General features: G+C 66.8%; 20 protein-coding genes. 12 read left to right on the forward strand and 8 right to left on the reverse strand.

Annotation, left to right across the window (positions count from 1 at the left end):
- Positions 1 to 37 precede the first annotated feature (37 nt).
- Genes fhcD through AC1DHL_RS08610 form a run of 4 tightly spaced genes read left to right on the forward strand, consistent with a single transcriptional unit; the run spans position 38 to position 4379 of the window.
- Complete coding sequence (fhcD, locus tag AC1DHL_RS08595; RefSeq protein WP_478161726.1) at positions 38 to 961, forward strand: formylmethanofuran--tetrahydromethanopterin N-formyltransferase; 924 nt, start codon at positions 38 to 40, stop codon at positions 959 to 961.
- Positions 958 to 1776, forward strand: coding sequence for a formylmethanofuran dehydrogenase subunit C (locus AC1DHL_RS08600; protein WP_478161727.1), 819 nt, complete (start codon positions 958 to 960; stop codon positions 1774 to 1776). The genes fhcD and AC1DHL_RS08600 overlap by 4 nt, the downstream gene beginning before the upstream one ends.
- Positions 1777 to 1792: 16 nt before the next feature.
- Positions 1793 to 3691: a chorismate-binding protein gene (locus AC1DHL_RS08605; protein WP_478161728.1), complete on the forward strand. Its 1899-nt coding sequence runs from the start codon at positions 1793 to 1795 to the stop codon at positions 3689 to 3691.
- 1 nt (position 3692) lies between these two features.
- Positions 3693 to 4379 (forward strand): HAD family hydrolase, encoded by a 687-nt coding sequence (locus tag AC1DHL_RS08610; protein ID WP_478161729.1) that lies wholly within the window; start codon positions 3693 to 3695, stop codon positions 4377 to 4379.
- A gap of 9 nt (positions 4380 to 4388) precedes the next feature.
- On the opposite strand, the gene AC1DHL_RS08615 is transcribed toward AC1DHL_RS08610, so the two are convergent.
- Together AC1DHL_RS08615 and AC1DHL_RS08620 are read right to left on the reverse strand one after the other, a co-directional pair.
- Positions 4389 to 5018: a response regulator gene (locus tag AC1DHL_RS08615; RefSeq protein ID WP_478104013.1), complete on the reverse strand. Its 630-nt coding sequence runs from the start codon at positions 5016 to 5018 to the stop codon at positions 4389 to 4391.
- Entirely contained in the window at positions 5015 to 6376 is a 1362-nt protein-coding gene (locus AC1DHL_RS08620) for an ATP-binding protein (RefSeq protein WP_478161730.1), read from the reverse strand. Before AC1DHL_RS08620 ends, AC1DHL_RS08615 begins: the two co-directional genes overlap by 4 nt.
- Before the next feature lie 205 nt (positions 6377 to 6581).
- Between AC1DHL_RS08620 and pqqA the strand changes: the two genes are divergently transcribed.
- The 8 genes from pqqA (at position 6582) to AC1DHL_RS08660 (ending at position 14216) form a co-directional block, all read left to right on the forward strand.
- Positions 6582 to 6656 carry a pyrroloquinoline quinone precursor peptide PqqA gene (gene pqqA, locus AC1DHL_RS08625; RefSeq protein WP_478104087.1) on the forward strand — a complete coding sequence of 25 codons (75 nt, stop codon included), beginning with the start codon at positions 6582 to 6584 and terminating at the stop codon, positions 6654 to 6656.
- Between the two features lie 87 nt (positions 6657 to 6743).
- Positions 6744 to 7664 carry a pyrroloquinoline quinone biosynthesis protein PqqB gene (gene pqqB, locus AC1DHL_RS08630; protein ID WP_478104016.1) on the forward strand — a complete coding sequence of 307 codons (921 nt, stop codon included), beginning with the start codon at positions 6744 to 6746 and terminating at the stop codon, positions 7662 to 7664.
- Positions 7661 to 8377: a pyrroloquinoline-quinone synthase PqqC gene (gene pqqC, locus AC1DHL_RS08635; RefSeq protein WP_478104017.1), complete on the forward strand. Its 717-nt coding sequence runs from the start codon at positions 7661 to 7663 to the stop codon at positions 8375 to 8377. The genes pqqB and pqqC overlap by 4 nt, the downstream gene beginning before the upstream one ends.
- A complete protein-coding gene (gene pqqD / locus AC1DHL_RS08640) occupies positions 8374 to 8649 on the forward strand; it encodes a pyrroloquinoline quinone biosynthesis peptide chaperone PqqD (protein ID WP_478104018.1) in 276 nt (91 codons plus the stop codon). The genes pqqC and pqqD overlap by 4 nt, the downstream gene beginning before the upstream one ends.
- Positions 8640 to 9812 carry a pyrroloquinoline quinone biosynthesis protein PqqE gene (pqqE, locus tag AC1DHL_RS08645; protein ID WP_478161731.1) on the forward strand — a complete coding sequence of 391 codons (1173 nt, stop codon included), beginning with the start codon at positions 8640 to 8642 and terminating at the stop codon, positions 9810 to 9812. The genes pqqD and pqqE overlap by 10 nt, the downstream gene beginning before the upstream one ends.
- A 193-nt stretch (positions 9813 to 10005) precedes the next feature.
- A complete protein-coding gene (locus tag AC1DHL_RS08650; RefSeq protein ID WP_478161732.1) occupies positions 10006 to 11691 on the forward strand; it encodes a SulP family inorganic anion transporter in 1686 nt (561 codons plus the stop codon).
- Positions 11692 to 11697: 6 nt separating this feature from the next.
- Positions 11698 to 13020 (forward strand): ClC family H(+)/Cl(-) exchange transporter, encoded by a 1323-nt coding sequence (locus AC1DHL_RS08655; protein WP_478161733.1) that lies wholly within the window; start codon positions 11698 to 11700, stop codon positions 13018 to 13020.
- A gap of 86 nt (positions 13021 to 13106) precedes the next feature.
- A complete protein-coding gene (locus AC1DHL_RS08660) occupies positions 13107 to 14216 on the forward strand; it encodes an MBL fold metallo-hydrolase (protein WP_478161734.1) in 1110 nt (369 codons plus the stop codon).
- A gap of 19 nt (positions 14217 to 14235) precedes the next feature.
- Here AC1DHL_RS08660 and AC1DHL_RS08665 read toward each other — a convergent pair whose 3' ends face one another.
- Genes AC1DHL_RS08665 through AC1DHL_RS08690 form a run of 6 tightly spaced genes read right to left on the reverse strand, consistent with a single transcriptional unit; the run spans position 14236 to position 19015 of the window.
- Positions 14236 to 15189 carry an MBL fold metallo-hydrolase gene (locus tag AC1DHL_RS08665; protein WP_478161735.1) on the reverse strand — a complete coding sequence of 318 codons (954 nt, stop codon included), beginning with the start codon at positions 15187 to 15189 and terminating at the stop codon, positions 14236 to 14238.
- Positions 15190 to 15206: 17 nt separating this feature from the next.
- A complete protein-coding gene (locus tag AC1DHL_RS08670; RefSeq protein WP_478104026.1) occupies positions 15207 to 16058 on the reverse strand; it encodes a quinoprotein dehydrogenase-associated SoxYZ-like carrier in 852 nt (283 codons plus the stop codon).
- Positions 16055 to 17080, reverse strand: coding sequence for a quinoprotein relay system zinc metallohydrolase 2 (locus AC1DHL_RS08675; RefSeq protein ID WP_478161736.1), 1026 nt, complete (start codon positions 17078 to 17080; stop codon positions 16055 to 16057). Before AC1DHL_RS08675 ends, AC1DHL_RS08670 begins: the two co-directional genes overlap by 4 nt.
- Before the next feature lie 14 nt (positions 17081 to 17094).
- Positions 17095 to 17463, reverse strand: coding sequence for a hypothetical protein (locus tag AC1DHL_RS08680; protein ID WP_478104029.1), 369 nt, complete (start codon positions 17461 to 17463; stop codon positions 17095 to 17097).
- Between the two features lie 9 nt (positions 17464 to 17472).
- On the reverse strand, positions 17473 to 18150 hold the full coding sequence (locus tag AC1DHL_RS08685; protein WP_478161737.1) for a hypothetical protein: 678 nt from the start codon (positions 18148 to 18150) through the stop codon (positions 17473 to 17475).
- 16 nt (positions 18151 to 18166) lie between these two features.
- Complete coding sequence (locus AC1DHL_RS08690; protein ID WP_478104088.1) at positions 18167 to 19015, reverse strand: substrate-binding domain-containing protein; 849 nt, start codon at positions 19013 to 19015, stop codon at positions 18167 to 18169.
- Between the last annotated feature and the right edge of the window lie 18 nt (positions 19016 to 19033).

Below are 19033 nucleotides of genomic sequence, written 5' to 3' on the forward strand. Positions count from 1 at the left end.
AAGCTCGCACCGCAGTGCGTCGCACGGAGGTTATCCAGTGAGCGATGCCCTGATCCGCAACGGCGTACAGATCGACGATGGCTTCGCCGAAGCCTTTCCGATGAAGGCGACGCGCATCATCATCACCGCGCACAACACCGACTGGGCGCGTCACGCGGCGGTGTCGGCGACCGGCTTGGCCACCTCGGTGATTGCCTGTGGGTGCGAGGCCGGCATCGAGCGTGAACTCGGCCCCGAAGAGACGCCCGACGGACGCCCCGGCCTCAGCGTGCTGATCTTCTCGATGTCGGGCAAGGAGTTGGCCAAGCAGGTCGAGCGGCGTGTCGGCCAATGCGTGCTGACCTGCCCGACGACGGCGGTCTACGCCGGCATCGCCGAAGGGGAAGCGATCGCGCTCGGGCAGAACCTGCGCTTCTTCGGCGACGGCTGGCAGATTTCCAAGGTGATCGATGGCATCCGCTATTGGCGGGTGCCGGTGATGGACGGCGAGTTCGTTGCGCAGGAAAGCACGGCGGTGGTGAAGGGCGTGGGCGGCGGCAACCTGCTGCTTTTGTGCAGCGACACCGACAGCGCGCTGGCCGTCGCAGAGGCCGCCGTGCTCGCGATGAAGGCGCTTCCCAATGTGATCATGCCCTTCCCCGGCGGGGTGGTGCGCTCCGGCTCCAAAGTGGGCAGCAAGTATGCGGCGCTCAACGCGTCGACCAACGATGCGTTCTGCCCCAGCCTCTACGGCCTGGTGCCGCGCAGCGAACTGACGCCGCAGACACGCTGCGTGATGGAGATCGTGATCGATGGGCTGACCGAAGCCGATGTCGGCGAAGCGATGCGCGTGGGCATGCAGGCAGGTATCGCATGCGGTGCAGCGAAGGGGCTGCTGCGGATTTCTGCGGGCAACTACGGCGGCAAGCTCGGTCCGTTCCATTTCCATCTGCACAAGCTGCTGGGGGAGGGCGGGCCATGAGCGGCTGGCGATTGACGCTCAAGGCATCGCCTGCGCTTCGGGTGGACCTGCGCGGCGTGACGCCGACAGCGCTGGCGGGCCTGTCGGCGGCCGAGGTCGAGCGCCTGCACTTAGGATATGGCAATGCACGGATCCCCTTGGCCGAATTCTTCCGGATCGAGCCGCACGAGCACAACGATTCGCTCATCTTCGACGGCGACCTGTCGCGCTTCGATCGCGTGGGCTGGCAGTTGGCGGGAGGCCGCATCCATGTCGACGGCAACGTCGGGCACCATGCCGGCGGCTGCATGACGGCAGGCGAACTCGTCGTCGAAGGCCGCGCCGGCCTGCTGGCCGCATGCGAAATGGCGGGCGGCACCTTCACCGTGCAGGGCGATGTGGACGATTTCGCGGCCAGCACCCTGCCGGGCAGCATGGACGGGATGAGCGGCGGCACCTTCGTCGTCAAGGGCCATGCCGGCGCCCGATTCGGGGATCGCATGCGGCGCGGCAGCGCTATCGTCCATGGCAATGCCGGCGACTTCCTGGCGTCGCGCCTGGTGGCCGGCACCATTGCCGTCGGCGGGCGCGCCGGGGCGCATGCGGGCTGGGGCATGCGGCGCGGCAGCGTCGTTTTCGCCAACGAGCCAGAGGCCTCGGGCATTCCCGCCACCTTCGTTCCCGCGCTCGGAGGGGCGGACGTCTTCTGGCAACTGCTGGCGCGCGACCTTGCACGCCACGGCGGACCCTTCGCGGCGCTGGCTGCGAGGCGCATCGAAAGGCACCTGGGGGACTTGGCAGTGGACGGCAGGGGGGAGATCATCATTGCCCGATAGCGGACGGAACCGCACCGTGAAAACCTCGACCACCGACTGTTTCGCGCTGCTCGACGACCGGGACGCAAGCCCCGCGCAGCCGACGAGCAGGCTATACCGCGGATTCGTGCGCGAGCACCACTGCACCGACCCCGCCGGACTTGCCGCGATGTGGGCGCCGGTGGATGCCGACCTGCGCGCAGGGTTGCATGCGGTCCTGCTCATCGACTACGAATGGGGCGCCAAGCTCTTGAAGGCGGGCCACGAGCGACTCGGCGATGACGACGCGTCCGCACTCCGCGTGCTGATGTTCCGTGACCTGTCGCGACTCTCGGCCGCCGAGGTGAGCGATTGGCTTGCGAGCCTCGAGCCGGAGCCGGCGTCCGCAACCGGCGTGATGGACTTGAGTCCGAGCGTGGACGAGCCGGCTTTCAAGCAGGCCATCGCGCGCATCCACGAGGCCATCGCCGCAGGCGAGACCTACCAGGTCAACTACACCTTCCGGCTGCAGGGACAGGCCTACGGATCGCCGGTGGCGCTGTACCGGCGGCTGCGCGACCGCCAGCCGGTGTCCTATGGCGCACTGATCACCTTGCCGGCGCGATGCGGATCCGTCGATGCAGTGACGCACGTGCTGTCCTGTTCGCCCGAACTCTTCCTGCGCAACGAGCAAGGCCTGCTCACGGCCCGGCCCATGAAAGGCACGGCCTGCCGCGTGCAAGGCGCGGAAGGCGACAGCGAGACCGCGCGCATGCTGTCGATCGACGTCAAGAACCGGGCCGAGAACGTGATGATCGTCGACCTGCTGCGCAATGACCTGGGCCGCCTCGCGCAAATCGGCAGCGTGACGGTGTCGAAGCTGTTCGCGATCGAGCCTTACAACACGCTGTTCCAGATGACGTCCACCGTGCAGGCCCGGCTGAGGCCGGAAATCGGGTTTCCGGACGTGTTGCGTGCCGCGTTCCCATGCGGCTCGATCACCGGCGCGCCCAAGCACCACACGATGCAGTTGATCGCCGGGTTGGAGACCACGCCCCGCGGTCTCTATTGCGGCGCCATCGGCTGGATGGATGCGCCGCAGGGCGATGCGCGCGTGGGCGACTTCTGCCTGTCGGTGGCGATCCGGACTCTTTCCCTGGGGCATGAAGTACGCGGCTTGCGGCCCGCCCGCCTGGGTATCGGCGCCGGCATCGTGGCCGACAGCCGGGCCGACGACGAGTTCGACGAGAGTCATCTGAAGGCACGCTTCCTGACCGGCATGGACCCGGGCTTCGCGTTGTTCGAGACGATGCTCGCGATGCCGGAGCAGGGCGCCCGGACCGCGATTCGCCATCTCGATCGCCATCTGGCGCGGATGGCGCACAGCGCTCGTGTGCTGGGCTTCAGGTTCGACCGGGCTGAAGCGTTGGATGCTCTGTCGCGGCTCGCCCAGACCCTGGCGTCCGATGGACGCTGGCGCGTGCGGCTGGCCCTGTCCCATGACGGAAGCCTGCAACTCCAGCACGTGCCCCTTGCGCCTCTCGAGCGCGAAACGGTCATGCTGGTGGTGGCCGAGGAACGCCTGCCCGACTTCAACCCGCTGGCCGCCCACAAGACCACGCTGCGGCAGGTGTACGACGAAGGCGTGCGCGCCGCCGAGCGTGCCGGCGCCTTCGACAGCCTGTTCTTCACAAGCGATGGCCGGCTCGTCGAAGGCGGTCGCACGTCGGTGTTCCTGAAGATCGATGACCGCTGGGTCACGCCGCCGCTGGCCGACGGCGCACTGCCGGGCGTGATGCGCGCGTGCCTGTTGGAAGACCCGTCGTGGGGCGCCATCGAGCGCAGCCTGAGTCGGGACGATCTTCAACGCGCCGAGGCCATCGTCGTCTGCAATGCGCTGCGCGGTGCGTTGCCGGCGCGCATGCTGCAGCCCGTGCCTGCTTCGGGCGGCGAGTGACATGGCTTCCGACAGGCTCGCGCTGTTCGATCTGGATCTCACGCTGATCCCCTTCGACAGCGGCATGGCCTGGACGCAATTTCTCATCCGGAAAGGCATCCTGCCGGCCGAGGCCGAAGCGCGCTACCTGGCCTACTGTCACGAATACATTGCCGGCACGCTCGACATCCATGCGATGCACCGCGCCAACATGCGGCCGCTGCTGCAGGTTCCGCGCGAGACGCTCGCGCAATGGCAACAGGAATTCGAAACCGAGATGGCGCCGCGCATGCCGACATCGACCCTGGCGCTGGTGAAGCGTCATCGGGACAACGGTGACCTGTGCGCCATCGTCACGGCGACGACGGAACTGATTTCGGCGCCGATCGCCCGTCTGTTCGGCATCGATCAACTGGTGGCCACGCGCCCGGCCACGGTGGATGGTGTGGAGGGTGCCCCATTCACCGGGGAGATCGATGGCGAGCCCTGCTATCGGCAACACAAGGTCACGCGCGTCAATGATTGGCTCGCCATGCAGCCACCGGGATCGAGGCGCAGCCTGGCCGAATTCGGGCAGTCGTGGTTCTATTCGGACGCCATGGGGGATCTGCCGTTGCTCAGTGCCGTTTCGCACCCGGTGGTGGTTTGCCCGGACGAACGCCTGCGCGCGCACGCCTTGCAGTCCGGGTGGCCGATCCTCGATCTTTGACCCGTTCCTTCAGGCCTGGATCAGCCCCCATCGCAGCGCGACCAGCGTCAGCTCCGACTGGTTGTTCGCTCCCAGCTTCTGCTTGACGTGGTACAGGTGCGTGCCCACCGTGCTCGGAGACAGGTTCAGGGTCTCGGCGATCTGCGCCACGCTCTGGCCGCGGGCCAACTGGATGAAGACCGAGAACTCGCGCTCGCTCAGCGTATCGGCCGGGCTGGTGTCGCCTTCGAGCTGCGTCAGCGCCAGGGCTTGTGCCGTCTGGGCATCGACATAGCGCTCGCCGCGCGCCACGGCGGTGACTGCGGCGATCAGCGCATCGGGCGCGCTGCGTTTGGTCAGGTAGCCGAGCGCCCCGGCGCGCAGCACGCGTCGCGGATGGGCAGTGTCCTCATGGGCCGAAAGGGCCAGCACGCGTGCCTTCGGATCTTGTGCCAGCAAGCGCCGGACCGCCTCCAGGCCGCCCATGCCGGGCATCGAGAGGTCCATCACCACCACGTCCGGCTTGACGCGTGGATAGTCGATGCAGGCCTGTTCGCCGCTTTCGGCCTCTCCCACCACTTCGACCTGCGCATCGGCCAGGAGCATGCGAAAGCCCACGCGGACCAGTTTGTGGTCATCGACCAGCAGCACGCGGATCATGCGGTCTCCTTGTGCGTCGACAGGGGCAAGCGCACCCGCAGGCGCACGCCATGCGGCACCGCGCGCTCGATCTCCAAGGTGCCACCCAGCCCCTCCACGCGTTCGGCAAGCCAGCGCAGCCCGTAATGGCCGCCGCGTTGCTGGTCTTCGGGCGGCATGCCGGTGCCGTCGTCGACCAGTTCCAGCGTCACGTCGCCGGCCTGCTCCTGCAGGCTGAGTTGCAGATGGCGGGCCTTGCCGTGGCGCAGGGCGTTGGTGATTCCCTCCTGCGCCGCCCGATACAAGGCGAGCGACACGTCGGCACACGGCATGCCGTCGGCCAGCTCGACATTCACGTCGATCTGCACATCCGTATGTATGCGTTGCGTGCGCTCGGCAAGATCATTCAATGCCTCGGCCAGCCCGAAGTTGTCCAAGACCAGCGGGGTCAGGCGCGGGATGATGCCGTGCATCGCGTCGTACAAGCGCGAGGACTCGTCGGCGATCAGGCGCGCAGCCTGCTCGGCCTGTGGGTCGAACGAGTGCACACGCGTGGCGATCGACAGCGCCATGCTGCGCATCGCCGTCACCGACTGGCCGAGCTCGTCGTGCAGCTCTCGCGCGATCATGCGGCGCTCCGCTTCGATGTGCTTGTCGATCCACTGCGTGAGATCGCGGCTGTCGGAGAGCTGCAGTTCGGCCCGCACCGCGCGGCGTTCGGTTTCGATGTGCCCCTGCAACTCGCCGACCATGCGGTTGAAGGCCGCGCCGATCGCTGCGGCCTCGGTCCCTGCCAGCGGCGGCAGCGCCGCGTCGAAGCGCCCGGCCTGCAGCTGGTTCAGCGCCTGGACGATCTGGCCGAAGGGCCGCACCGCGCGCCCGACCAGCCAGAACACCATGGCGTTGACCACGATCAGGAATCCCAGCGCACCGAGGGCGAGGGTCACCACGTAATCCCATGCATCGACTTCGGCACGCGTGGCGTTCGCCCGCACGACCAGCTTGCCGTCGGGGAACTCGATGGATTGCACTGACGGTGGCGGCGCGATCAGTGCGCCGAACCAGTCGGGCGCGTCGCGGCCGGCCTTGTAGGTGGGCGGCGGTGAGCGGTAGAGCTCGTTGCCTTGCGCGTCGAACAGCGTGAGGTCGTTGGAGCGAATCCGCCCGATGCTCTGGAGGAAGGCCAGCATCGCCGGCGTGCCCTGCGCCGCGTAGCGCAAGGCGGTGCCCTGCAGCAGCAGCGCGGCGACGCGATTGGCCGCCACCGTTTCCTCATGCACGGACTCGCGCATGCTGCGCATCTCCAGCGCAAGCACGGTCGCTGCGAAGAGAACAGTCAGCGCAAGGACGATGAGGTTGATCTTCAGCCGAAGGCTCATGAGCGGGGGCCCGGGTTGGTACGGACACGCGGGTCATGGTAGCGGCTCACCGGGCCGGGCGGCGTCGATTCATGAAAATCATGAGCCCGGAATCATGATCCGGCGGCTGTGCCGATGGTGCGCCAAGGGCGACCATGGGTCACGGGAATGAGCAATCCCCGCGGCACCACACGGCGTCCGTGTCATTTTCATAGGAGAGACCTTTATGCAATGGACGACCCCTACTGCGACTGACTTGCGTCTCGGCTTCGAAATCACGATGTACATCGCCGCCCGCTGACCCGGGTTACGGCACGCTCGACGCTCCGCAGGCCTGGCCTTCGGAGTGTCGGCTTGTCCGTCACGGGTTGGGCGTCCGACGCCACCGATGCGCATCACCGTCCTGGGTTCGGCTGCCGGTGGTGGCTTTCCGCAGTGGAACTGCAATTGCCGCAACTGCGCCGGCCTGCGCGCAGGCACATTGAACGCCAAGGCACGCACGCAATCGTCGATCTTCGTGCAGCCTGACGACGGTGTGGACGGCGTGCTGTTCAACGCATCCCCCGACATCCTCGAACAGATCCGCAGCAAGCCGGCGTTGCAGCCGGCGCGTTCGTTGCGCGATACGGCCATTGCCGGCGTGGTGCTGATGGATGGCCAGATCGATCATGCGACCGGGCTTTTCATGCTCCGCGAACGCAAAGGTGCCCTGCCGTTGTGGTGCACCGATCCGGTCGAAGAGGACCTGAGTCAGGGTAATCCCGTGCTGCGCGTCCTGGGCCACTACTGCGGCGTGGACCGGCATCGCATCGCGCTGGACGGCAGCGCCTTCGCCGTGCCCGGCGTTGCGGACCTGAGCTTCCGCGCGTTGCCGCTGTCGAGCAAGGCCGCGCCTTACTCCCCGCACCGCGACAGTCCGGTGGAAGGGGACAACATCGGCATGCTGATCTCCGACGAACGCAGCGGCAAGCGGGCGTTCTACGCGCCCGGACTCGGGCAGATCACGCCCGCGGTGTTCGACGCCATGGCGGGTGCCGATGGCGTGCTGGTCGACGGCACCTTCTGGACCGATGACGAAATGCCCCGCCTCGGCCTCGGCGCCAAGACGGCCCGCGACATCGGCCACCTGCCGCAGTCGGGCCCGGGCGGCATGCTGGAGTGGATGGCCAAGCTGCCGCAGCGCACGCGGCGCATGCTCATCCACATCAACAACACCAATCCAATCCTCGACGAAGACTCTCCCGAACGCGCGACGCTGACGCGCGCCGGCATCGAGGTCTGCGAGGACGACATGCAGATCTGCATATGACTGACACCACCCAGGCATGGTCGCGGGACGAATTCGAGGCAAAGCTGCGCGAGCGCGGCCGTGCGTATCACATCCACCACCCATTCAATGTCATGCTCAACAGCGGTCGTGCGACGCGGGAGCAGGTGCGCGGCTGGGTGGCGAACCGCTTCTACTACCAGATCGCGATCCCGATCAAGGATGCGGCGGTGCTGTCCAACTGCCCCGACCGCGAGGTCCGGCGGGGCTGGGTGCAACGCATCCTCGACCATGATGGGTTCGAGTTGAACGGCGTCCGCGACGAGGGTGGCATCGAGGCCTGGCTGCGACTCGCCACGGCCGTGGGCCTCACGCGCGAGGAAGTGCTCGACCTGCGCCATGTGGCACCGGCGATGCGCTTTGCGGTCGATGCCTACGTGAACTTCGCGCGGCGCGCGCCGTGGCAGGAGGCGGTGTGCTCGTCGCTGACCGAACTCTTCGCCCCCGAGATCCACAAGCAACGTCTGGCGAATTGGCCCGAACACTACCCCTGGATCGACCCTGAAGGGATGGCGTACTTCCGCGACCGGGTGAGCCAGGCGCGGCGCGATGTGGAGCAGGGGCTGGCGATCACGCTTGCGCACTTCACGACCCGGCCCTTGCAGGAACGGGCGCTGGAGGTGCTGCAGCTCAAGCTCGACATCCTGTGGGCCATGAACGATGCGATGGCGCAGAAATACGGGGTGACTTCATGACGCCGCCCGGCATCGCCACCCGGCCTCGCGTCGGCACGGGCTTCCGCCTGCAGTGGGAGCCTGCGCAGAACGCCCATGTGCTGCTCTACCCGGAGGGCATGGTGAAGCTGAACCAGAGCGGCGGCGAGATCATGAAGCGCTGCGACGGCGAGCGCAGCGTGGCGGCCATCGTCAGCGAGCTGGAACAGGCTTTCTCGACCGGCGGGCTGAGCGGCGATGTGCTGGCGTTCATCGAACTGGCGGGCAAGCAACGGTGGCTGGCATGGGACTGATGCAACACACACCGCCCACACGACCCGCGACGCCCGGGCCGCCACTCTGGCTGCTGGCCGAGCTGACCTACCGCTGCCCGCTGCATTGCGTGTTTTGCTACAACCCGATCGACTTTGCGCGGCAGGAAGAAGAACTCACCACCGACGACTGGCTGCGGGTGTTGCGGCAGGGGCGCGAACTCGGCGCCGTGCAACTCGGCCTGTCGGGCGGCGAACCGCTCGTGCGCGACGACCTCGAGATGATCACGGCCGAAGCGCATCGGCTGGGCTACTACACCAACCTGCTCACCTCCGGCGTCGGCCTGACCGCGGCGCGCGCTGAGGCGCTGAAGGCCGCAGGACTCGATCACGTTCAACTCTCCTTCCAGGATTCCACGAAGGAGATGAACGACTTTCTTTCGCACACCAAGACCTTCGAGCTGAAGAGCCGGGTCGCGAAGATCATCAAGGACCAGGGATGGCCGATGGTGATGAACGTGGTGATCCACCGCATGAACATCGACCACGTCGACCGCATCATCGGCATGGCGGCCGAACTCGGCGCCGAGTACCTGGAACTCGCGAACACGCAGTACTACTCGTGGGCGTTCCTCAATCGCGACCAGTTGCTGCCGACGCATGAGCAGCTGAAGCAGGCCGAGCGCACGACCGACGCCTGGCGGGCCAGGATGGGCGATCGCATGCGCATCTTCTTCGTTGCACCCGACTACCACGAAGGAACGCCCAAGCGCTGCGTCAATGGTTGGGGCAGCACCTTCCTGAACGTGACGCCCGACGGCACGGCCTTGCCTTGCCACACCGCGAAGATGCTGCCGGGCCTGAGCTTTCCGAACGTTCGCGAGCACGGCCTGCGCGAGATCTGGTTCGAATCCGAGGGATTCAACCGGTATCGCGGCACCGGCTGGATGAAGGAGCCGTGTTCGAGTTGCGAATTCCGCGAGCAGGATCTGGGCGGATGCCGTTGCCAGGCCTACATGCTGGCCAACGATCCGGCCGTCGCCGACCCGGCGTGCGTGAAGAGCCCGCACCACCATCTGGTGCTGGAAGCCGTCGAGCGCGCCGGCGGCATGACCCCGGCGCAGGCCATGGAGCATCCGTTGGTGTTTCGCGAACCGGCCAACTCGCGCCGGCTCAGCCGTGCAACACCCACCCTGATTGAGTGAGACACTGTTTCCTGCGTGTCGTCGCGTCAGACCGCTGATCCAAAAATCCTGCGATCTATCAACCGAAAGGAGCCTGGTACGGCAAGATGGCCACCGGGACGGATCGCGCACCCGCATCAGGAGGACAACGTGATCGATTTACCGCGCGCTGATAGGCACCGGCTCAGCCAGAGACCTGGCTAGCGGCGGCGCCATGCGAACCTGGTTTTTCACGTCGCTGCGCGGCTATCGGATCGGAGGGTTGCCGGGCGATCTCGTCGCTGGACTGATGCTGGCGGCGATCGCCATCCCCGGGCAACTCGCCACTGCCCGGCTCGCGGGGATGCCGCCGCAGACGGGGCTCTATGCGTTTGCCGCCGGCTCCATCGCATTCGCCGCATTCGGCGCCAACCGCTTCATGTCGGTCGCAGCGGACTCGACGATTGCGCCGATCTTTGCCGGCGGCCTGGCCTCGATCGCAGCTGTCAGCGCCGTCCCATATCCGCAGCTGGCTGCGTTGCTCGCCCTGATGGTCGGCTTCGTTCTCGTTGCCGTGGGCCTGCTCAAGGCCGGCTGGCTTGCGACGCTCCTGTCGATCCCGGTGACGACGGGTTTCCTGGCCGGCATCTCGGTCCACATCATCGTCGGCGAGTTGCCTACCCTGTTGGGCGTTCCTGGCGAGAAGGGGCATCTGCTCGCGCGCCTCGTCGACGTCCTGGGCCGGTTCGGGGAGGCCAATCCCTATGCGCTCGGATTGGGCGCTGGGGTCCTGATCGTGACGCTGGTCGCGTCGCGCATCAGCCCTCGTATTCCGGGCGCCCTGATCGGACTGGTCGCCGCGGGCACCGCCGTGGCCTGGTTTCACCTTGGCTCCCGCGGCGTCAGCCTGCTCGGCGCCTTGTCGGTGCCGCTGCCGCACGTTGCCTTGCCGACGCTGCCGGATGTCGAGGCGTTCGGCCGCATGGTGCAGCTGGCGCTGGTGGTGGCCGTGGTCTGCATCATGCAGACGGCAGCGGTGGCCAGCACGTTCCCATCCGATGAGGGGAAGCCGGACGATGTCAGCCGCGACTTCGGGGCTGTCGGCGCGGGCAGCATCGTGGCCGGTCTGATCGGCGCCTTCGCGGTTGACGCAAGCCCGCCGAGCACCGCGATCGTGCGCGAGTCCGGAGGGCGATCGCAGATCGCGTCGCTGACGGCCGTCGGCCTGATGATCGCTCTGGCGGCGCTGGCGTCGGGTCTGATGGCCTATGTGCCCCACGCGGCGCTCTCCGGCATCCTGGTCTACATCGCCCTGCGCATTTTCCGTGTCGACCAGATGATCCGGATCTATCGCCGCGGCGGCCTCGAGATCCTGTTGGTGGCAGCAAGCGCCGGGCTTGTCATCGCCCTGCCGATCGAGACCGGCATGCTGCTCGCCATCGTGATGTCCTTCGTGCACAGCCTGTACATCGTCGCGCGGCCCTACTGTGTCGAACTGGCCCGCGTTCCGGGAAGCACCGTGTGGTGGCCTCCTGCCCCGGGCGCGCCGTTCGAGCGGGAGGCCGGGGTTCTCGTTTTCGCTCCCGGCGCGCCGCTCAACTTCAGCAATGCCGAGCGCATCTGCGCCGATCTGAAATCTGCCATCGCCAGGCAACGCCTGCCCGTGAAGCTGGTGATCATCGAGGCCAACGGCATCATCGACATCGACTACACGGGGTCGCAGGTCCTGCTGCGGGCGATCACCGACCTTGCGGCTGCTGACATCGTCGTCGCCATCGCCAGGCTGTCGGTCGGGCGGGCGCAGGCACAGGCTCGACGAACGGGCTTGATCGAAGTGATCGGTCCAGACCGCGTGTTCATGTCGGTCGAGGAGGCAGTGCGCAAGCTGGCTCGGCGTTCTGCGGGCAGCAGCCTCGGGTGAAGAGACGTGGAGCCATATCCTGATCAGGACGAGAGCAGGGCGAGCACACTGGTCCTCGCGCTGCTGTCGCTGCTCGTGGGATGTGTCACCGGGTTGGTCTGCGCCATGTTCCGGATCCTGCTCCGACGGGCCGATACCCTGCGAGGTGAGTTCATCGCGTTTGCGCATCAGCAGGGGCTCCTGGGCCTTCTGCTCGTCGTCGCCAGCGCCGCTGCTGCGACCGCCGCTGCAGCAGCCCTGGTGAGCAGGATCTCCCCGAACGCCGCGGGCAGCGGCATACCCGAGGTCGAGGCTGCGATCAGCGGTGGCGATCCGGGCAGGCCCGTGCGCACTGCCGCCGTCAAGTTCTTCGGCGGACTGCTCGCCATCGGATCCGGCCTGGCCCTCGGGCGCGAAGGACCCAGTGTGCAGATGGGGCATTCGATCGCCGACGTTATCGGCAGGCTGTTCCGGCGCAACCAACTCGACGCCCGGGTGCTGTTCGCCGCGGGCGCGGGTGCGGGACTCGCGACGGCCTTCAACGCACCGATCGCCGGCGCGGTGTTCGTCCTGGAGGAACTGCTGCGGCGCTTCGACACGCGCACCGCGGCTGCCGCGCTGGGCGCCTCGGCGGGGGCCATCGCAGTGGCTCGCGTATTTCTTGGCGTCGAACCGGATTTCACCGTGCCGGCACAGCCCTTTCCGGGCTTCGCGACGGTGCCGGTCCACATCGTCCTGGGTGTCATTGCGGCGCTGGCGGCTGCCGCCTATGCGCGAGCCGTCATGGGCGCGCTGGCGGTGGCCGATCGAGCGACCGGCCTTCCGGTGACGGCCCGGGCGGCATTGATCGGCGGCGGGGTCGGTCTCGTGGCTTGGCTGGCGCCGCAATGGGTCGGCGGAGGCGACGCGATCACTCAGGAGACGTTGCTCAATGCGGGATCGCTGTCCACCATCGGCCTGATATTCGCAGTCCGCTTCGCGCTCGGTCCGCTGTCGTATGCGGCCGGCACGCCCGGGGGCCTGTTCGCACCGATGCTGGTGCTCGGCGCGCAGATCGGGCTCGTGTTCGGTCGACTGTACGACCAGTGGTTTCCAGGCGGCGGGTCCCCGACCGCCTACGCAGTGGTCGGCCTGACGGCATTTTTCACGGCAGTGGTCCGTGCGCCGCTTACTGGCATCTGCCTGGCGGTCGAGATGACGGGCAGCGCCAACCTGCTGCTGTCGATGATCGCCGCCTGCTTCGGGACCATGGTCGTGATGAATCTGCTTGGCATCCCGCCGATCTACGACCTGTTGCGTGATCGGGCCGAACGCAAACTCGGGCAGACTTCAACGGATGTCCGTGCTTGATTTGGACAACGGCCAGGCGCCAAATGAGAAGCCGCGTCCTGGCGCCGGGTGCCAGGTGAGAACGCATGCCTGAAGGGGAAGCCGTCATGAAGCGCCGAGACTTCATCACCACCACACTTGCAGCGCCAAATCTGCTGCTTGCTTCTTGCGCCAGCCCGCCGCCGCCCAGCGCCAGCCGACCCACCAAGGCGCAAATCACGGTGCTCTACGATGCCTTCGGCCGTGATCCGGCGCTGCAGAAGGACTGGGGCTATGCCGCGTTCGTGGAGGTCGGCGGCAAGCGCATCTTGTTCGATACCGGTAACAACGCCGAGGTGCTGGCGAAGAACGCGGCGGCCCTGAGAGTAGACCTCGCGACGCTCGACTTCGTCGTGATGTCGCATCGACACGGCGACCATATGGGAGGCATGAGCCACCTGCTCAGCGTCAACCCGAAGGTCAAGATCTACGCGCCCAAGGAAGGCTTCGGTGTCTATGGCTCCGACCTCCCGAGCACGTTCTATCGCAAGGACGAGTCCTTGCCAGCCGAGCAGCGCTACTTCGGCGGCAAGCCGCCCGACGTGATGCGCTTCGGCAGTGCATGGCCGCAAGCCAACATCGCGCTGGTCGACAAGCCCGTGGTGATCGCACCGGGGATCCACCTGATTTCACTGGTGTCCGACAAGCCCGGCACGCTCGAGTTGCGCGAACTCTCGTTGGCGATGGAGACGCCCGACGGCATGGCGATCGTGGTCGGCTGCTCGCACACGGGCATTGACAACATCGTCAAGTCGGCTGCGGCGATCCAGCCGAAGATCCAGTTCGTCGTTGGGGGCCTCCATCTCGTTGTCGCCAAGGACCCGGAGATCGAGACCATCATCACGACGCTGCGCGACACGTACAAGGTCGCCTACGTCGCCCCAGGTCATTGCACCGGCGAACCGACGTTCACGGCGCTACGGAAGGCCTTCGGTGAACGCTGCCTCTACGCGGGGCTGGGCAGCACGATCACGCTGGGTGTCCCGCCCCGTGCGGCCGACGAAAGCGGGCTCACGGTGCCATCGGTGCTCGCCGATGACGATCTGAAGAGCTACCAGGCGCTGTTCACGGCGAGCGCCGAACGCCGACGTGGACTGTTCGCCGACCTGCAACGCATGCCAACGCCGGATGGCGCCTATCTCGGGCAATGGCGGCGCAGCATGGCGGGCTGTTGTTGAGAGTGGCGCGCCTCGCTCCTCATTCTTCCAATTGCGCGCGTTGCAGGCGCAAGAACAGGGTCGACGCATTGCGCCGGTGAAGGCTCCCGTACTGGTCCCAGTGCGCGAACTCCGGCAGCGCAGCCGCGTCGGGCACCGCGCTCAGGGCGGTGCCGGCGCGCAGCAATTCCCGCACGCGCGCCTGCAACTGGGCAAGGTAGCGGACCTGCGCGTCGATGTCCTCGGGCGATGCCGCGGGCCCGTGCCCGGGCACGATCACCCTGACCGGCAGTGCTCGCAGGGCCTGCAGCGCGCGCAGCCAGCCTTCGAGGTCGCCGTCCTGCAGGTCCGGGATGCGCCCATGGCCGAGCAGGCCGCCTGCGAACAGAACGCCGGAAGCCGCATCGAGCACTGCGACGTCGCCCGGTCCGCTGGAGTGCCCGAAATACATCAACCGGATCGGCCGGCCGATCACATCGAGAGTCTGCGTGGTGTCGAATTGCTGGTCCGGCGTGAACATCACGGTGCCGCGCATCTCCTCCTCGCCGAGCGTCTCCTTGAGCATCTTCAGGCAGCGTTCGCAGCGCGACGCCATCAGCGCCGCGGCCTGGCGATGCATGAGGATCGGAATTCCGTGCTCGCGATAGGCGGCACCGCCGAAGAGGAAGTCCTTTTGCGCATGGGTGATCAAGACCAGCCGCACCGGCTTGTCCGTCACGCTGCGGATCGCAGCCAGCAGCTGTTCGCCTTGGCGATAGGAGGTGCCGGTGTCGATGGCCAGCACGCCGGTGTCGCCGACGATGAAGCCGGCATTGCCGACACGGCCCAGGTTGCGGGTGTCGACCCCACCGGGCGCGCCCTGCACCATGTAGACGCCGGCAGCGAGCGCGACTGGCTTTCCGATGGCGGGTGCCTGTGGCGGACCGGACGCCGCACAGGCTGCGAGCAGGATTGCGGCGGCTGCGGCGGCGGCGATCCATGCGGTCAGCCGCATGCGCACACACCTCACGGTCATTGCGCGCGCCGGTATTTCAGCGTGCTCTCGAATCGCAGGTCGTGCGAGTCGATCACCTCGGCCTTGAGCTCGCCGTCGCCCTTCGGCAGGAAGTAGAAGCGAAAGTTCGGGTTCTCGCTGATCGAGAAGTCGACGTCGGCCGACATCACCAGCACGCCCGCGTAGCTGACGTTCACCTGCCGCACGAAGTACGCCGGCGTGTACAGGCGCGAGACCTGGTCGAGTGCCAGGCCGGAGTTGTTGGGATGGCTGATCATGAGTTGCGCGAGCTGCGGCTGGTTGTCCTCAGCCTGGCCTTCGATGCTCAGTCTCATGCGACCGAGGGTCGCGAGCGCTGCCTGCGCATCCTTGCCCGGCGGCGCCGAACAGCCGCCGGAGGCCTTGACGAAGGCCGTGGCCATGTGCAGCCGGCCGTCGTTGGTTTCGGCGATCGCGCGCACGTGGGTGTACTCGTCGACGCGCACCCGCGTCTCGATATCCGCTCGCCCGCTTTGCGGTGTGAACTGGAAGATCGCCGAGATGGGCGAAGGATTGTTGTCGATGATCAGGTAGACCTTGTCGATATAGCGCGCCGGCGTCTGCAGCAGGCGGGTGTGGATGGCGATCGGTACGATGGCTGCGTCTTCGGCCCGCGCCGGCACGACGAGCGAGATCACCTCGTCGCTGGCAGCGGCGATCGGCCGCGACTGGAACAGGCTGGCGCGTACCTTCTGCCACACGGGGTTGGCGTCCGGGTTGTCGGCTGTCTTGATCTCGGCCCAGGCGACGGTGCAGAGCAGGCCGATAACGACCAGCGCGCAGCTCGCAGCGATGCGCGCCAGGAAACGTTGGACGGACAGGCTTTTCATGGCCTCGACTTCCGAGGGCCGGAAGGCAACTGGACCGGCGGTGGTGCCACCGGCATGGGCGCAACATCTTCCCATTCCAGTTCAGCGTAGGCCGCGGTGACGTTGCGTCGATGGAAGCGTTCGCCGAGCAGCCAGTGGGAACCGGCAGGGACGCCGATACTGTCGACGGCTTGCTGGATCGTCCGATGGTCATGAAGGGCCGAGCGGGTGTCACGCGCCAACGCCTCCAGGTAGCTTGCCTGGGTGGCGAAGGCGGCTGACCCGTTGGTGCTGACGGGTCCGTGACCCGGCACCACGGTGTCAGCCGGTATCCGCCCGAGCTCGGCCATGACCGCCAGCCAGCCGCGCAGGCTGCCGTCGATCACGGGCAGGTGCTGCACGAACAGCAAGTCGGAAGTGAAGAGCGTGCGTGTGCGCTGGTCGTAGACCGTGAGGTCGTTGTCGGTGTGTGCCGTGGGCCAGGCCCGCAGCGTCAGGACGCGTTCGCCGAGATCCAGTTCCAGCGATGTGTCCACCACGGTGTCCGGGTAGACGATCGACGCGTGGGTCAGGCGGATGCCGAAGTCGCGTTCCAGCGCGTTCAGGTAGTAGGCCTCTCGCGCCGCCAGCGCGCGGGTGAAGCGCGCATGGGCCACGAAACGCGGCGCCGGCGAGCCTGCGTCGACGAACGCCGCATTGCCGAGCACATGGTCGGGGTGGGCATGCGTGTTGATGACCCAGCAGATGGGCAGCGGCGTGGTGCGTTCGATCGAGGCGCGCAACGCACGGCCGATCGCCGGCGTGCCCCCGGTGTCGATCACAGCGACGCAACGGCGTCCGACGATGAAGCCGAGGTTCGCCACGTCGCCCCCGTTGGCCGGCCCCCAGTCCTCGATCTTGCCGGCATGCACGAACACGCCAGGCTTGACTTCGGTGATTGCCAGCGCGGTCGCACCATCGGATGCGGGGGCGGCCGCGCAGGCAACGCCCAGCACCATCCCGGCGAGCAGGATCGGCATCGAAGGGAGGATGCCCGGCATCATGGGGCTGCTCGAGGCTATTTGGGGCCGGCGCCGATGAAGCATCCTTTCTCGGCCTTGGCCTGGAGTTCGCGCAAGCGCTTGATCTCGGGCTCGTAGGACGGGACGTCGCGGATCGCGCCGCCACGTTCGCCGCCAATGGACAAGGCCTTGGTGATCGTGCTCATCGTCACGTAATCCTTGTACTTCACGCTGCTGGCGAGTGCGTCGAGCGCGCATGAACACTTGGAGGTCATCTCGAAGGTCGGCCCGGGGTGCGCGCGCATGCACTCCTGCACGTACTGCACGCGGTCCAGCGTCGGGAAGTCGTTCACTGGGGCTGGGGTCGCGGCCATCGGCAGGGTGCACCAGCCCAGCAGGGCGATTGTGGTGATCGATCGTTTCATGGGGTTCCGTCAGGGTTGGCGCCCGGCGCCTTCGAGAAGCATCTCCTCGACCATCAATGGTGCTGCGCCCGCGGATTCGCCGTCAACCCGGGTGCGAATACCGTAGACGCTGCCCGGCACGGCGTCCGACAGCAGGAAGACGTAGGTCTTGGTGGCCAGCTGTTCGAAGCGCGCACGGTTCGGATCGTCGAGGTAGGGCGAGACGCTGATCTCCCGCACCGCCACCGGTTGTCCGCGATAGGGCAGGGTGACGTTGCGCACCGTGGCGCCCTGGTACACCGCCATGCGGATGCGCTTGCGAAAGTAGGTGGGCTGGCCCTTGGTCAGGCGTTGCATCTCGCGAATGTCGCGTTCGAGGAAGTAGAGGATGGCCGGGTTGCCTCGGGCGCTTTCCACCTCGGGCTTCTGCACCGCGCGCGCGCCGCTGAAGAACTCCACGCGAGCGGCGCAGCACTTGCCGTCCGGGTCCGCGGTCAGCAGCAGGTCCACCTTGTCGTCGAAGGGCTCTTCCAGCGTTCCGGTCTTGTGGAAGACGTAGTGCAAGGTGAGCGGCGGGTGCAGCTTGCCCAGGTGGTCGTCCATGAAAATCGCCTGCTCGGCGACCGAGAAATCAGTCGCTGCGAAGGCCAGCCAGGGCATCCCCACGATCAACGCGAGCGCCAGTCTCAGGACGGGGATTGCGTTCATCGGGAGGCTGGGAGCGCTATTGCTTCGGGGCCACGTAAGAGTAAGAGGCATCGACGATCGGTACGCCGTACTCCTTCAGGATCGCCTGGATCTGCGATCGGTTGGATTCGATCAGGCCTTCGACCTGCTGTTTCCATTCGCGCTCTCCGTAGCGCACGCCCATGGCGATCTGGTAGTCGAACTGGACGCCGGGCTCCGATTTCAGCGGGACCACCGCCAGCGCGGGCGTCTTGACGCGCTGTGCGTAGTAGCCGGCGATGGGGCCCCAGACAATGGCGACGTCGATCTTGCCCGCCGCGAGGTCCTTCTCGATGATCTCGCCGGGGTATTGATCAGGGTCGGCGTTCATCACGGGGTAGGGCACACCCTGCTCGACGAGCTTGTGCTTGGCGAGCCAGGTCGATGCGGGCGAACGGTCGTAGACGCCGATGCGCAGCTTGCTCAGCTTCGCAGGATCGACCTTCAGGAAGTCCTCGCCGGATGCCACTTGATCCAGGTCTTTGCCCTTCGGGAAAACCAGCGCGTAGGTCGAACGGTAGTACGGCTTGGTGGCCGACACCTGGTCATATTCCGCGGGAACGCCGATCACGATGTCGCAAGGGTATTCCTGGCCCGGCAGCTTGAACTTCAATGTGTTCCGGATGAAGGCCAGGCGCTGCGGAAAGGAGTAATAGACCACCGGAAGGCCCAGCGACTTTCCGAACGTTTCGGCGATCTTGTTCTCGATGCCCTCGCCCTTGACGTTCGAGAACGGCAGGTTGTTCGGGTCCTGGCAGACGCGCAGCGCGGTGCGTGCCGCGGGCGGGTCCTGCGCCGCCGCGCTGGCCGCCAGCGCAGCCAGCGCGATGCCGATGGCCGCGAGCATGCGTTGATGTGAGCCGGC

The sequence above is a fragment of the Variovorax sp. 10L426 genome, from assembly GCF_056395305.1.